Here is a 14,696-nt window from a genome sequence, read left to right as displayed (position 1 = left end):
CGGGTGATCAGACCTTCTCTTATTGGTGGGGGGCGAGGATCAACCGCTCATCCTCTTTGAAAAAATGCTCATCGCAGTTATTGCCTGTGCCACTGCGATCAACCACCAGGAAGTCATCCCGCTTTTCGATCGTCAGCACCGGGTGGTGCCAGACGCCGCGATGGTAATTAATGCCCTGCCTGCCGTTGGTGACGAAGGCGCGGACCAAGCCCGATACAGGTTCATCGCCAAGTGGCGCGACCACGATCAGAAAGGGGTTGCCGAGCAGCGGAATGAAAGCCTGGCTGCCCAGCGGATGTCTCTCCAGCATGCACACGGTCAGCGGCATGTCCTGCGCGTCGGCGCGGAAGATGCTGATGATGGCGTGGTCTTCCGGCTTCGCGGTGTCGACCGTGGCCAGTTTGTGAAAGCGCATGGTCGACCCGTTGTTGATCATGAAGTGATCGCTGCCATCGGTTTCGATAACGTCTCCGAAAGGGGCGAAGGCTTCTTTGGTCAGGGGTTCGATCATCAGTGTGCGCATGGCTGTCTTCTTGTCTTGTCTATAGATCGTTCCCACGCTCTGCGTGGGAACGCTGCCCTGGACGCTCTGCGTCCGCTGTGTGACGCGGAGCGTCACGGGGTGCATCCCCACGCAGAGCGTGGGGACGATCGGGTGTTATTTGGCGACCTTGCCCAGGACGCGCAGGCGACTCACACCACCATCCGGGAACACATTCAGGCGGATGTGGGTAATCGGCCCCAGCGCCTTGATCTGCTCGGCGAAGGTGTGTTCGGCGTGCATTTCCAGCTTCTGCGCCGGCAGCAGTTCGCGCCAGAACAGCGACTGGGTTTCGATCTGGCTGTCGGTGCCGCCTTTCACGAAAGCGCCCTGGATCGAGCAGGTATCCGGGTAGTTGCCCTTGAAGTGCAGGGTGTCGACCACGATTTTCTCGATCTCGCCCGGGTGGCCCAGGGCGACGATCACCCAGTCATTGCCTGGCGTGCGACGACGTGCGGTTTCCCAGCCATCGCCCATGTTGATGCCGCGGCCCGGGTTGAGGATGTTGCTCATGCGGCCGAAGTGTTCGTCGGAACAGGCCAGGGCACGACCGCCATTGAGCGCGGCAGCCAGGTCGACCTGTTCGTTGTCGCCCACCGAAGACCAGTCGCGGAACGGCACGCCGTACACACGCAGACGGGCCACGCCGCCATCCGGGTAGATGTTGAAGCGCAGGTGGCTGAACGCCTGGTCGTTGTTGATCTCGTGGTAGTGGTGGCTGTTGCCTTGCAGCTCGACGGCTGACAGCACTTCCACCCACTGGGTGTTGGCATCCGGCTCGCCCGAGGCCAGGAAGCAGGCTTCCAGGGAAGCCGACGGCGGGAAGTTGCCGGTGAAGAATGAAGTGTCGATGTCCACGCCTTTGATCGAACCCGGCACGCCCAGGCGGATCACCGCACTGTCGTAGCCTTCGAAGCGCTTGCGGCGTGACTCCCAGCCGTCCATCCACTTGCCGTTGTCATCGAAAACGCCCTCCTTCCACACGGCCGGGGTCGGCTGGAACAGGCGGTTGGCGTCAGCGAACCAGTCATCGGTCACCGAGATGATCTTGGTGCCCAGGCGGGCGTCGGCCAGGTTGACGAACTTTTCGAAAGGTACGGCGTAAGCTTTCATTCTTCTTGTCTGCCTTAGATAGAGTGGCTGGGGATGGACTGCTAGAGGGTCAGTAAACGGAACAACGCGATCTTGTTGATCTCGTCCAGCGCGCACTTGAACTCGGTGTCTGCCGAATTGTGGATGCGCGTTTCGAACGCGGCGAGGATCTGATGCCGGTTGCTGCCTTTTACCGCCATGATGAAGGGAAACTTGAACTTGGCTTTGTAGGCCTCATTCAGCTCGGTGAAGCGAGAAAACTCTTCGGCCGTGCATTGGTGAATACCCGCGCCCGCTTGTTCATCGGTGCTGGCTTGGGTCAGTTGGCCCTGGACGGCAGCTTTTCCGGCCAGGTCCGGGTGAGCATTGATCAGCGCCATTTGCGAGGCGTGATCAGCACTCAACAGGATATCGCTCATGCGCTGGTGCAGGGTTTCGATCTGGTCGATCGACGCGTCCTGGCCCAGGTCGAAGGCCTTTTCGGCCACCCATGGCGAGTGTTCGTAGATATCGGCAAAGGCCTGGACGAAGGCGTCGCGGCTCAAGGTCGAAGGTTGCAGGGTCTGGAACGCAGTCATTTCGCCGCTCCCGGGAAAGGGTGGGTTTGGTGCCAGTGACGGGCGATGTCCACGCGGCGGGTGAACCACACCTGGTCATGGCCTTTGGCGTATTCAATGAAGCGCTTGAGCGAGGCCAGGCGTGCCGGGCGGCCGATCAGGCGGCAATGCAGGCCGATGGACAGCATCTTTGGCGCTTCGGCACCTTCGGCATACAGCACGTCGAAGGCGTCCTTGAGGTATTCGAAAAAGTCGTCGCCCTTGTTGAAGCCCTGCACCTGGGTGAAGCGCATGTCGTTGGTGTCCAGGGTATAGGGGATCACCAGGTGCGGCTTGCCGTTGGGGGTGTTGGGTTCCCAGTAGGGCAGGTCGTCGTCGTAGGTGTCGCAGTCGTACAGAAAGCCACCTTCCTCCATCACCAGGCGACGGGTGTTGGGGCCGGTGCGGCCGGTGTACCAGCCCAGTGGGCGTTCACCGGTGAGTTCGGTGAGGATGCGAATGGCTTCGAGCATGTGCTCGCGCTCCTGAGCCTCGTCCATGTACTGGTAGTCGATCCAGCGGTAGCCGTGGCTGCAAATCTCGTGGCCGGCGGCGACCATGGCGCGGATCACGTCCGGATGCCGCTGGGCGGCCATGGCCACGGCGAAGATGGTCAGCGGGATGTCGAACTCTTTGAACAACTTGAGGATGCGCCACACACCGGCACGGCTGCCGTACTCATACAGCGACTCCATGCTCATGTTGCGCTCGCCTTGCAGCGGTTGGGCCGAGACCATTTCCGAAAGGAAGGCTTCGGACTCTTTGTCGCCATGCAGGATATTGCGCTCGCCGCCTTCTTCGTAGTTGAGTACGAACGACAGCGCAATGCGTGCCTTGCCCGGCCAGTGGGGGTGAGGAGGGTTACTGCCGTAACCGATCAGGTCGCGTGGGTAGTCAGCGCTCACTGCAGTCTTCCTTCTTGTTCGTGGTAGCAGGTGTGTGTGGCGTCCGGGCAGTGGAATGACTGAGTGGCGTCACAGCGATGAGTGATTGTATACAACTTATCGCGAACTTTGTAAGCCTGCATTTCTGCATTTTTTCTGAACGGGCTCTCTACGGGTCTCTGCAAGAAACTTGCCTGAATGGTCAGGTTAAGATCAAAAAGCCCACTGTAGGAGCGAGCTTGCTCGCGAATAACCTGAGGGCGCCACTTTTCATCCTGGAAGCCCGCGTCATCGTTGACGTTTTTCGCGAGCAAGCTCGCTCCTACAGGGGATTGGAAGGCTGTGGAATTTATTGTGTACAATTTTTATAAAAAGTGTCTTAATCAGTCATCGCCGGCTTTTTCACTGCCCTGAAAGAGTGCGGTTTTCTCTATGACTGACTTCGGGAGGCGCATAAAAGCCATGGGACGTTTGACCACACACGTTTTGGACGCCGCGCACGGTTGCCCCGGCAGCGCAATCAAGGTTGAGCTGTACCGCGTCGAAGGTGCGCAGCTTGAGCTGGTCGCTACCGCCACCACCAACAGCGACGGCCGCTGCGATGCGCCGCTGTTGCAAGGCGACGATTACCGCAGCGGTGTCTACCAGCTGCAATTCAACGCGGGCGATTACTACCGCGCCCGTGGCGTGCAACTGCCGGAACCGGCTTTCCTGGATGTGGTGGTGCTACGCTTTGGCATCAGCGCCGAGCAAGAGCATTACCATGTACCCCTGTTGATTTCGCCTTACAGCTATTCCACCTATCGCGGTAGCTGAGTCGTCACCTCGCTTCATACCCCCAAATGCTCTTCGTTGGTTTCGCCCGCGCACACTGCGGGCTTTTTTTCGCTCAACTATCTAGCCCCTCTTGCTCATTGATGGGCCCTAGGCTGGTTTTTCCTCAGTGCATAGAGAAGAAAACACCATGACCTTGCCCCCTGATCAGCTCGGCGTTACAGCGCCCACCAGTGATCCTGACGACACCCTTGAGGAGGACGCGCCGCCCTTTTTCGTCGATGCCGATTTACAGGCCCTACGCACTCCGTTGCGAGAACGGATCAACGCCTATCCCCATCCCAGCCGCCTGATCAATCAGATCGGGCTGGCCGACGCGAGATGCCGCGAGTCGACACGGGCGCTCACACGCCTGATAGGGCGCTCACCCAGGATCTTGAAGGTGATCCGCGCCCAGTTGCAGAAGGCGTTCGAGATTGACCCGGACAGTCTGCTCTTCACCGAACCCATGCCACCGCGTTTACCGCAGAAAGTCGACACCTTGACTGATCGTGCGTTGTTGCTGCTGGTCCGCCCTTCGGTGCCTTTCAATATCAATCAATACACCCTCCTCAGCGTCAAGGGCGCGCCTGACCGTCGGTTGCCCTATACACCGCTGGAAGCGCTGCGGCGGGTTATCGCGTTGGGGTTGTTTGAGCGGTTGGGTCGCGCAGCCAATCAATATTGGGACGCGCTGGAGTACGGCTCCTGGCTCACACGCCGGGAGCGTTGGATCGAGCTGCACCAGGCGCTTTTTGCTGACCGGGCCTTTATTGCCAGGCAACTGAACGAGCTATCACGGGCTGGATTGGCCATGGTTCAGGCCGTGATCGATGCACCAACCGCTGAAGCACGCCTGCGTGCGGGCGGACAGTGGGCCGATGTGCGAGTAGGCCCGTTGATGTGGCCGGGTAACCCTGCGGTGGCTATCGCGGGCGCGTTGCATTTCTATCGTGAGGGCGATCCCGATGATGTGCCTCATGTTGTCTATTTACCGGGTGTGGCTCGCAATTTTTACGAGTACCCGTCTTTCGTCGCCCTGGCGTGCGGCGTGCAGGCGCTGGGCAGGTCTCGTCTACACGAGCTCTGGCAATGTTTGCCATTAAGTCGTCGCTCTGTGTTGCATCCACCTGCAACGTTCTCCTCGGTATCCACTGTCTCTCGAGGCGTGGAGCTTATGGAGGATGCGCTGGCGTCGAGCGCGCAGGCGTTGTTGGAAGGGCAATGGGCCAATGAATTGGCGTGTACGGTAAAAAGCAACCACGCCCATGTGTTTCCCGCCGGAACGTCACAGCCTCTGGAGTCAGCAGTTGTTCTCGCACGAGTAGAGCGTAACCGGCAGCAATTGATCGGCGGGGCCCGACTTGGCCCGCTTCGAGAGCAGTTGCTCAAATGGGACCAGCAACGACGACACGCCGAAATAATCTTTGGCAGCACTGCGCCAGGCTTGGCCGAATACACCGTAGAACACCGGATCAAACGCTACGAAAAAGGGCTGGTTGCGTTGCTCGATCCCGATGATTTGAGTAACGATACGCCCGCATACCAGGCATTTGTATCGCTGGTATCCCAGCTCAACGCCCATGCCCAAACGATGGACAGGTGGGTGCAGGATGCCCAGCAACGGCTGTTCGAGGTGGCATTTTGGGCTGAGCGCCCTGGTGGAAAGGATACGCTCAGGCGCGGCACGTTGTTTCTTGACGCCCAGACTGAGGCGCTACGCTGTGAGGTGCAATTGCAGCATCGACTCAAGTTGATAAGCACCGCGCATCGGGACCTGATCATCGAAGTGCTCGATCAGCCTTTGCCGTCAAAACGTCCTGACAGTCAAACCCGAGTGCTGTCAATTGCGATTGGCAATGACCCGGATGCCTTCTATCCGCTCCATAACATGTGGGTGGTGACTACGGCGGCGGCGGTACGGGTGCCGCGGCGCCAGCATGCGGTAGTCCTGTGCGGTTTCGGAGCGGAAGGTGGGGTGCAGGGGTTTTCCGGACTGGACGCCCTGACCCGAAGTATCAAAGCGAGCCTTGAGAGTTGGGACCGCAGCGCGCTGTGGGACTATGTCGAGCACGACAAGCGTAACGACTTGCGCTCACACGCGGCGCGTGGAACGCTGGCTGTGCGCTACGTACCGATTAATGGCAAGCCCGCACTGGCTGCGATCAAGACATTGCTTGGGTGCTATCAGCGCCTGCACAACAGCACAGAAGACATCACGCGCATATTCAACGGCGTGAAAGATGCGCAGATAAGCCGCGCCCTGCTGCTGGCAGAACTGCAAGAGCAGCTCAAGGCACCTGTCAGTGACGCCCAGAGCCGCGCCCAGGCCAATGTCGAGTTGTTGCGCAAAACCGCACTGCAAGCGAAGAAACTGCCAGCTTGGCTGGAGCACGCATCCCGTTACCAGCGTAAGAAGTTCAGGCGATCGCAGCGCTTTTACCTGAGCAGTACTTTTGCATTCAAGACAAGGCTTGAAGACCAGTTGCCCGGTCTGGAAACCTTCGCACGCCGTGCCCTGATTGATCGCTTGCGGTTGGACGGCATACCTGCGCAGTTTGATATCGACCAGCCCTTCATTGATATGCCCGATGATGTTCAAGGCAGTTATTGTGGATGGACAAGCGGTTGTGCCATTGGCGACCGCGCCATAAAACTTACCCCGACCCTGAAGCGCACCACCTACAGCCTGCTACAACTGGCGCAGCATAACCTGGACCCACTGGCGCCCTGGACGCAGTGGCGATTCAATCGCGCCCGCTATTTGCAACCTGAATGGAAAAATCAACTGAATGCCGCTTACTTGATCCGTACGATTTCCTCGCTGGATGTCGGCGGTCAGTACGACGCGTTGATCAACCAGGTTTTTTACCCGCCTGGCGATACCCTCCACACGCTCAGCAAAGGGCGCATTCCCGAGTTACTGAACCGGACGTTGCTTGCCGGCACTGAGCAACATCTGTTGTTGGCCACGCAACAAGGCTTGACGGCAACCGCGCAAAGTATCTTCACCACGGCGATGGCGGCACGAACGCCGCAAGACTTGTTGAAAAACCAACATGAGCTGCAACTGCATGTGCTTCATTTAGTGGGCCACACGATGCAGCATGACCGCTATATCGCGGGCCTGGTGATCGTGCGAAACCTGCGGTCGGGGCATTGCGTGATCTATTGGCCGAATGCTTCGCCCGCGTTGGTTCTCACCGAGTACTGCAGTTTGCAACAAGCCCAGGATGCATTGAACCGCCTTGGCGCACGGCCTGAAAACACCCAGATGCTGGCGAGGCAGATCGCACCCGGCTGGGCATTTCAGGCAATTACCCATCACCCGGTCAGGGTCGATAGGCTCGGTGCTGCCGTCAGTTGCCTGGACGCTATACCTGCGTTTGCCATGGTCAAAGGGATATGGCAAGCGGTTGAGTTTGTTCGCTCCTTCGGTATCAAGCACTTGGAGCCGACGGTGCTGCCGGATGAGGTTGAGCAGGTAATCCTTGAGCAGATTGCCAGTGAACCTGAGGCTTGGCTGGCAATTGTCCCCACGTCCCACAGTGATGCCCAGGCATTGCTTTACGACGCCCCGGTGCTGGAGTTGAAACGTCAGACCCAGGCAGCCAGCCATTCCGGCAAAGCGCTGGATGAGTATCGCACCCGTCGCCTGGGCGAGCAGGGCGAGACACGCAGGCGCCGGTTGATCGCTTTTTTCTCTCCGTTATTCGGGATGTTCAATGATGCCTACGAGTTGCTGCTTGTGGCGCGGCGCTTTCATCGCTATGGGGACCCTCATGATGCCGTTGACGTGGGTTTTATGAGTGCGTTTATGGCGGCTGACCTGCTGACAAACTTTATACCGGGGCCCAAGGGGCGCGGCAGTGCTGTGGCCAAGGTGACGCGTCCTGCGCCGAGGGCTTTACTGGCACGCATACACCGCATGCGCATGACCGTGCGCGGTAGCCTTGCGCGCGTGAAGGTGCCCGTTGTAACTCAGCTCAAGGTGTTCGACCGGTTCAAAATCAAGGCGATTGCTGACGACGCCGTGGCGCTGAAAGGCCCGGGCAAAAAGGGGATCCATGTCAAAAAGGGTGAGCTGTTTCTGGCAGACGATACGCACCATTACCCGATTTACCAGCGCGAAAACGAACAGGTATTTCGACTCAAAAATACCCGGCAGCCGGGCCAAGACGAGTTGATCTTGCACATCGATCAGCCCGGTGAACGCTTGTTGGGCTCGGGCGACCCTCAACCGGGGCCCAGCTCGGGGGTGCTCAACCCCTGGCGCGTAGAAGTAGAGGCGCTACGGGATTGGTTCCCACCGACTGTGCGTTCTGCTACACAAAGCACCATTGTCCAGTCCTCAACGGCCGCCACCCACTGGTTCGATTGGCGTATTCGAGCCCAGGCCATTGAGCTGTCGGACTCAACGATACCTGGCGTTTTACGTGTGCAATCGACTCCTCAAGGAGCCTTCTACAATGCCATCTATATCGGCGCGAGGTATGACACACCGAGCGCTGGATCGGGAATCGGATATTACAGGCTACTGGACACGGGGGATCAGGCGCCATTGACCGACATTGCGTTTATTACCAGGGATACGCAGCAGGTTTCATTGGCTCGCACTGATATTGAGCGCTGGACAAGTACGGCAATCAACGATCAGCCCATTCCGGTATCACGCACTTCGGCGGGCGAGTGGCAGCTGCATGCGCCGCTGTTCGACAGGCCACTGGAGCGCTATGTGGGCAGTGCTTTTCCCGCCTTGACAAATACAAGCCAAGCGCTGGCAGTCGCCAGGCTGATTGAGTTGTCGGGGCCGCCACAACTGGCAACGGCCAGTCATTTACTGAATATTCGCGCAACGCTCGACAAGTGGTTGCTTGCGGTAAATGGGCGTGTTGGCCAGACGGATGATTTGCTGCAGATGTTGCGGCCCAATGAGCGGCGCAAAGAGATGGTGTACGTCGGTTACGATGGCAAGGCGCCAGGCTTCACGCGTGTTGACTTCACGCCGCCTCACCCGTTGGATCCGCGCCTTCAATTTGGCGTCACACCGGTCAGGACGCAGCGGCTCGAGGCAGAGCGCTCTGCCGTCAGAGCCGTGCTGGAACAGCAGGGCTTCGCCGTCCAGGATTTGTCTGTGCGGCGGCAGGGGACAACCGCTGGAGAGTTCAGCCACGAATCAGTTGTGACGCATCGCCATTCGAACAAAATTTACTATGTCGCCTATCAATGGCTTGAGACGGGGCGAATGACATTGAGAACCAAGCTGACGGACAAGTGGATTCGGTTCGCAATTAAATTACACCCCGACTCTCTTCTATTGAAAGCGGTCGACAGCGCGCTGCAAGAACAGCGCTTGGTGCGGATCGTGGCGGGTATCCAATGGGCGACGAAGGGCAATCTGAACCCCAGCGTCTACTTCGTCAAATTGGCCCCCTAGCGTTGACGAGTGCCGCTGCTGCGGCGCCACCAAACAGTGCGGCACTGATCCGATTGAACCAGCTCTGGCCCGAGCCGCTGCGCAAATAGCGCGCAGCGCCGTGGGCGCCCAAGCCGTAAGCCAACTTGCACAGCAGATCGAGCAGCGTCCAGGTGACGATCATGACCAGCAACTGCGGCAGGAACGGTTGCTGGCTGCTGAGAAATTGCGGCAGGAAGGCAGCGAAAAACAGGATGTCCTTGGGGTTGCTGGCGCCCAGTACAAAAGCCCGGCCAAACAATGCACGAAAGCGTGGTACTGGCGCAGCGTGCGGAACTTCAGCGCCTGCATTGGGCAGGCGCGATTGCTGCCAGCTCTGCCACGCCAGGTAGAACAGGTAGAGTGCGCCGACAATTTTGAGCGCGCTGAACAGTTGTTCGGACGCCAGTAACAGTGCGCCCAGGCCCAGGGCCGAGGCGCTCAACAGGCAGATCGAGGCAAACACACCACCGAGAAACGCCGGGTACGAGCGGCGCAGGCCATAGTTAAGGCTGTTGCTGATCATCAGCAATGAGAGCGGGCCGGGGATCAGGATCACCACCAGCGCAGCGCCGCTGAACAGCAGCCAGGTTTCCAAGGTCATTTACATTCCTCCCTTTCATGCAAAAGCCTCACCCGAAGGTGAGGCGGTTTTTCAGCCCTTCCCGAACTACAGAAAGATGAACTTGGCGATAAAGATCGCGCACAGCACCCAAAGGCTGATGGAAATCTCGCGGTACTTGCCGGTGCCGGCTTTCAACGCCACGTAAGTGATAAAACCCAGGGCGATTCCGTCGGCGACCGAAAACGTCAACGGCATCATGATCGCGGTGACGATCGCCGGAATGCTGTCGGTGGCTTCATCCCAGTTGATATGGGCCATGCTCGCCATCATCAGCATCGCAACGTAAATCAACGCGCCCGCGGTGGCGTAGGCGGGAATCATGCCGGCCAGCGGCGCAAAAAACATCGCCGCCACGAACAATACGCCCACGGTCACCGCGGTCAAACCCGTACGGCCGCCAGCAGCCACACCGGCGGCACTTTCTACATAGCTGGTCACCGGCGGTACACCGACCATGGCGCCGAACACGCTGGACGCACTGTCAGCCTTCAATGCGCGAGACAAGTTGTCGATCTTGCCATCGGCATTCACAAGTCCTGCGCGTTGCGCAACGCCCATCAGTGTACCGGCAGTGTCGAACATGTGTACAAAAAGAAAGGCAAATACCACGCTGATCATGCTCACATTGAACACACCCATCACGTCCATGGCCATCCAGGTCGGTGCCAGGCTCGGTGGGGCGGCGAGAATGCCGTTGTAGTGCACCAGGCCCAGGCCCCAGCCGGCCAGGGTCACGGCGATGATGCTGATGAGAATTGCGCCGAATACGCGGTGATAACTGAGGATGGCGATCAGCAGGAAGCACACCGCCGCCAGCAACGGCGCGGGCTCATGCAGGGAGCCGAGCTTGATCAGCGTGGCCGGGCTGTCGACGATGATGCCGGCGGTTTTCAGGCCGATCACCCCCAGGAACAAACCCACGCCGGCGCCCATGGCATGGCGCAGGCTGACCGGAATACTGTTGAGCAGCCATTCGCGGATACGCGACAGCGTCAGGATCATGAACAGCACGCCGGAAATAAACACCGCGCCGAGGGCGGTTTCCCAGGTGTAACCCATGGTGCCGACCACGGTGTAGGTGAAAAACGCGTTCAATCCCATGCCCGGCGCCAGGCCCACTGGCCAGTTGGCATACAGGCCCATCAACAGGCAGCCCAGCGCGGCGGCGATGCAGGTGGCGACGAAAGCCGCGCCGTGATCGATACCGGCATCGGCCATGATGTTGGGGTTGACGAAAATGATGTAGGCCATGGTGATAAAGGTGGTGAGGCCGGCGACCAGCTCGGTCTTCACTGTGGTGCCATGCAAGCGCAGTTTGAACAGGCGTTCCAGCCAGCCGCCTTGCGGCGTGGCCAGGTCCAACGTAGGGGCTTCGGTTTTGCGGCTATCCACAGCGAGTACTCCTCAATCGTTTTATTGTTATTTCCAGCGCCGGTCACATGAGTGGGCAACAGCGCTTTGAGGTACTGGCGGGTTTTGTTGACCAAAAGGTCAGGAACTCGCACGAAGCGAATTATGCTTTTGTATACAAATAAAGCAAATAATGTTTTCGATTATCTCGGCGAAAAGGGATGAAAGGCCCAGGCCAAGGGATTTATTCTGCACGACGCCTTGAAACAAGCCTTCGATACCCGCACCTTGTGGGCGCAAGCATTCGGTCAGCGCGGCGAAAAAGGGGAGCCCCATGTACAAGGTTTATGGCGATTACAAGTCGGGCAATTGCTACAAGGTCAAATTGATGCTCAATCTGTTGGGCATCCCGTATGAATGGATCGATATCGATATCCTCAAGGGCGATACCCAGACCCCTGAGTTCCTGGCCAAGAACCCCAATGGCAAGGTCCCGGTATTGGAGCTCGAAGATGGCACCTGCCTGTGGGAGTCCAACGCGATTCTCAACTTCCTCGCCGATGGCAGCGAATTCCTGCCGACCGAACCGCGCCTGCGCACGCAAGTCCTGCAGTGGCAATTCTTCGAGCAATACAGCCACGAGCCCTACATTGCGGTGGCGCGGTTCATTCAGTTCTACCTGAACATGCCCGAGGATCGGCTGGAAGAATACAAGACCACCCACAAAGGCGGTTACAAGGCCTTGAGAGTGATGGAGCGTCAGCTTCAAGCCACGCCTTATTTAGTGGGCGAGCAGTTTTCCATTGCCGATATTGCGTTGTATGCCTACACCCATGTGGCCCATGAAGGCGGCTTTGATCTGGCGCCGTATCCGGCGGTGCAGGCGTGGTTGCAGCGCGTGGCCAGTCATCCCAAGTACGTGGCGATGCTCGACTGACTCCCTCGGTCCAATGTGGGAGCTGGCTTGCCTGCGATAGCGTCACCCTGGTGCCCCGGCTGAACCGAGGTGTCTGCATCGCAGGCAAGCTTGCTCCCACATTCAGCGCGGCGGCGTGTCAGGCAGTGCTTTGTTGAGCAGTTCAAAGCAGCGCTGCGCCGCCGGGCTCAAGCCCATCCCGCTACGGCTGATCAACCCGATCTCTCGATTCACTCCGGGATGATCGATGCTGATCCGCTTCAAACCTTCCAGGCTATCGGCCGCTGACTCCGGCAACACACTGATGCCCAGGCCCTGGCGCACCAAGGCCAATACGGTCGACATGTAGTTGGCCTCCATGCCGGCGTTCAGCGTCAGTCGTGTCTCATCGAACAGCGTGTCCACTTGCTCGCGCACACTGCTGTCGCGGCCGGTCAGGATGATCGGCTGGTCCGCCAATTGTTCCAGAGTCAGTTGGCGATGGCGGGCGAGCGCATGGCCCGATGGTACAAATGCGCACAGCCGATCATTGAGCACCGGCACGAAGTCCAGCCCGTGGCTCAGGCGAGCGCGCACGCCGATGCCGAAATCCACTTCGCCGTTGCGAACCTTTGCATGAATGCGCTGGGCCACCAGGTCATGCAGGCGCACTTCGATGCCGGCGAAGCGTTGGCGAAACAGGCGCAAGGCCGGGGGCAGAGCGCCTGCGCAGACTGAGGGCAGGGCGGCAATGGTCACCACGCCGCGGCGCAAGGCGGCGAGGTCGCGGGAGCCGGTGACGATGTTGTCCAGGTCCAGCAGCAGTTTTTCCATGGGCCCGCGCGCCTCCTGGCCCGCAGCGGTAATGCTCACGTGGCGCGGGCTGCGGTCGAGCAGGGCGACGCCGAGCCAGTCTTCCAGTTGTTGCACCTGCACGGTGAGGGCCGACGGCGAAAGGTGTAACTCGTTGGCCGCTTTGGTGAAACTGCCAGTGCGGGCCACCGCGAGGAACGCCTGGATGTGCTGGATCGAGTTCTTCATTTTGTTTTTCCGAACGAGCTAGGCCGAATATTCCAATTTACAAAGACTAACCCGCTTCCAATACTCCAGGGAAAACAATAACCGGCCAACCAGGCCGCCCTGGAGTAACCCATGCTCGCAACCCTGGGTGTCATCACCATCCTGTGCCTGCTCGCTGCCGTCATGAGCAGGCGCCTCTCGCCACTGGTGGCTTTGATCGCCTTGCCGATCATCGCTGCGCTGATCGGCGGCTTCGGCCTGCAAACCAGCGCCTTCATCATTACCGGTATCAAGAACGTCGCCCCTGTGGTCGGCATGTTTGTGTTCGCGATCCTGTTTTTCGGGATCATGACTGACGCGGGCATGCTCGATCCCATCATTGATCGCATCCTGCGCACGGTCGGGACGCGTCCTACACGAATTGTGGTGGGTACTGCGACCCTGGCGTTGCTGGTACACCTGGACGGCTCTGGCGCGGTGACCTTTCTGGTGACGGTGCCGGCGATGCTGCCGCTGTATACGCGCCTCGGCATTGATAAACGCATCCTCGCCTGCGTATGTGCGATGGCCGCCGGGGTCAACTTCCTGCCCTGGACCGGCCCGGTGCTGCGTTCGTCGGCGGCCTTGCATGTGCCGGTGGCCGACCTGTTCCAACCATTGATCCCGGTGCAGATCGTCGGGCTGATCTTTGTCTTCGCCTGCGCCTGGTGGCTGGGCCATCGCGAAGAAAAACGCCTGGGCCTGGGCGCCGGTTCCAGCGTGGAGTCGGTGCCGCAACGAGTGCTCAGCGATGACGACATCACGCTGCGTCGTCCACGGTTGTTCTGGGTCAACCTGATGCTGACCGTGCTGGTGATGGTGGTGATGATCGCCGGCTGGGTCGACCCGGTGGTGATGTTCATGCTCGGCACCGTGGTTGCGTTGTGCATCAACTATCCCAACGTGGACGCCCAGCGTGCGCGCATCGACGCCCATGCGAAAACCGCCCTGACCATGGCCAGTATCCTGCTCGCCGCCGGGGTATTTACCGGCATCATGCAAGGCACCGGCATGCTCAAGGCCATCGCCGAAGTGGCGGTGGCGCAGATCCCGGCGGGCCACGGCAAGTTGATCCCGGCCGTCGTGGGCTTTTTGTCCATGCCCCTGAGCATGTTGTTTGACCCCGATTCCTACTATTTCGGTGTGATGCCGGTGATCGCCGAAGTCGGCAAGGCCCTGGGCGTCGATCCGCTGCAAGTCGCTCAGGCTTCGCTGCTGGGCGTGCACACCACCGGTTTTCCGGTCAGCCCGCTGACGCCTGCGACCTTCCTGTTGGTGGGGCTGTGCAAGATCGAATTGGCCGATCACCAGCGCTTCACCATTCCTTTCCTGTTTGCCGCCTCGGTGTTGATGACCCTGACGGCGTTGCTCCTGGGAGTGATTTGA

The 14,696-nt window shown here is 59.3% G+C and carries 12 protein-coding genes; 4 read left to right on the top strand and 8 right to left on the bottom strand.

Features of this window, described 5'->3' with window-relative positions; genetic code table 11:
* Positions 1 to 19 precede the first annotated feature (19 nt).
* The 5 genes from AC07S6_RS00685 to AC07S6_RS00665 all read right to left on the bottom strand — a co-directional run bounded on the left by AC07S6_RS00685 (position 20) and on the right by AC07S6_RS00665 (position 3,427).
* Positions 20 to 523 (bottom strand): ureidoglycolate lyase, encoded by a 504-nt coding sequence (locus tag AC07S6_RS00685; RefSeq protein WP_014719295.1) that lies wholly within the window; start codon positions 521 to 523, stop codon positions 20 to 22.
* A gap of 135 nt (positions 524 to 658) precedes the next feature.
* On the bottom strand, positions 659 to 1,654 hold the full coding sequence (gene alc / locus AC07S6_RS00680; protein WP_017137848.1) for an allantoicase: 996 nt from the start codon (positions 1,652 to 1,654) through the stop codon (positions 659 to 661).
* Between the two features lie 41 nt (positions 1,655 to 1,695).
* The gene (uraD, locus tag AC07S6_RS00675) at positions 1,696 to 2,211 is read right to left on the bottom strand and encodes a 2-oxo-4-hydroxy-4-carboxy-5-ureidoimidazoline decarboxylase (protein WP_495111502.1); all 516 of its coding nucleotides are present in this window, start codon (positions 2,209 to 2,211) and stop codon (positions 1,696 to 1,698) included.
* Positions 2,208 to 3,134, bottom strand: coding sequence for an allantoinase PuuE (gene puuE, locus AC07S6_RS00670; protein WP_495111501.1), 927 nt, complete (start codon positions 3,132 to 3,134; stop codon positions 2,208 to 2,210). The genes uraD and puuE overlap by 4 nt, the downstream gene beginning before the upstream one ends.
* A complete protein-coding gene (locus AC07S6_RS00665; RefSeq protein ID WP_495111500.1) occupies positions 3,131 to 3,427 on the bottom strand; it encodes a hypothetical protein in 297 nt (98 codons plus the stop codon). The genes puuE and AC07S6_RS00665 overlap by 4 nt, the downstream gene beginning before the upstream one ends.
* A 148-nt stretch (positions 3,428 to 3,575) precedes the next feature.
* Here AC07S6_RS00665 and uraH point away from each other — a divergent pair, with 148 nt between their 5' ends.
* A complete protein-coding gene (uraH, locus tag AC07S6_RS00660; protein ID WP_034126134.1) occupies positions 3,576 to 3,929 on the top strand; it encodes a hydroxyisourate hydrolase in 354 nt (117 codons plus the stop codon).
* 148 nt (positions 3,930 to 4,077) lie between these two features.
* Entirely contained in the window at positions 4,078 to 9,363 is a 5,286-nt protein-coding gene (locus AC07S6_RS00655) for a dermonecrotic toxin domain-containing protein (protein WP_495111499.1), read from the top strand.
* Here AC07S6_RS00655 and AC07S6_RS00650 read toward each other — a convergent pair.
* Positions 9,347 to 9,985 (bottom strand): LysE family translocator, encoded by a 639-nt coding sequence (locus AC07S6_RS00650; protein WP_014719289.1) that lies wholly within the window; start codon positions 9,983 to 9,985, stop codon positions 9,347 to 9,349. The two genes, AC07S6_RS00655 and AC07S6_RS00650, sit on opposite strands and share 17 nt — an antisense overlap.
* Positions 9,986 to 10,051: 66 nt before the next feature.
* Positions 10,052 to 11,398 carry an NCS2 family permease gene (locus AC07S6_RS00645; protein ID WP_495111498.1) on the bottom strand — a complete coding sequence of 449 codons (1,347 nt, stop codon included), beginning with the start codon at positions 11,396 to 11,398 and terminating at the stop codon, positions 10,052 to 10,054.
* 292 nt (positions 11,399 to 11,690) lie between these two features.
* Between AC07S6_RS00645 and AC07S6_RS00640 the strand changes: the two genes are divergently transcribed.
* On the top strand, positions 11,691 to 12,293 hold the full coding sequence (locus AC07S6_RS00640; RefSeq protein ID WP_014719287.1) for a glutathione S-transferase family protein: 603 nt from the start codon (positions 11,691 to 11,693) through the stop codon (positions 12,291 to 12,293).
* A 102-nt stretch (positions 12,294 to 12,395) separates the two neighbouring features.
* Here the strand turns inward: AC07S6_RS00640 and AC07S6_RS00635 are convergent, their stop codons facing one another.
* Positions 12,396 to 13,292, bottom strand: a complete 897-nt coding sequence (locus AC07S6_RS00635) for a LysR family transcriptional regulator (protein ID WP_014719286.1) — start codon at positions 13,290 to 13,292, stop codon at positions 12,396 to 12,398.
* Between the two features lie 111 nt (positions 13,293 to 13,403).
* Here AC07S6_RS00635 and AC07S6_RS00630 point away from each other — a divergent pair, with 111 nt between their 5' ends.
* Entirely contained in the window at positions 13,404 to 14,696 is a 1,293-nt protein-coding gene (locus AC07S6_RS00630) for a CitMHS family transporter (RefSeq protein ID WP_495111497.1), read from the top strand.

This window comes from Pseudomonas sp. GW821-FHT07B01, assembly GCF_059419065.1.
This window is presented reverse-complemented; position numbering and strand designations above follow the sequence as displayed.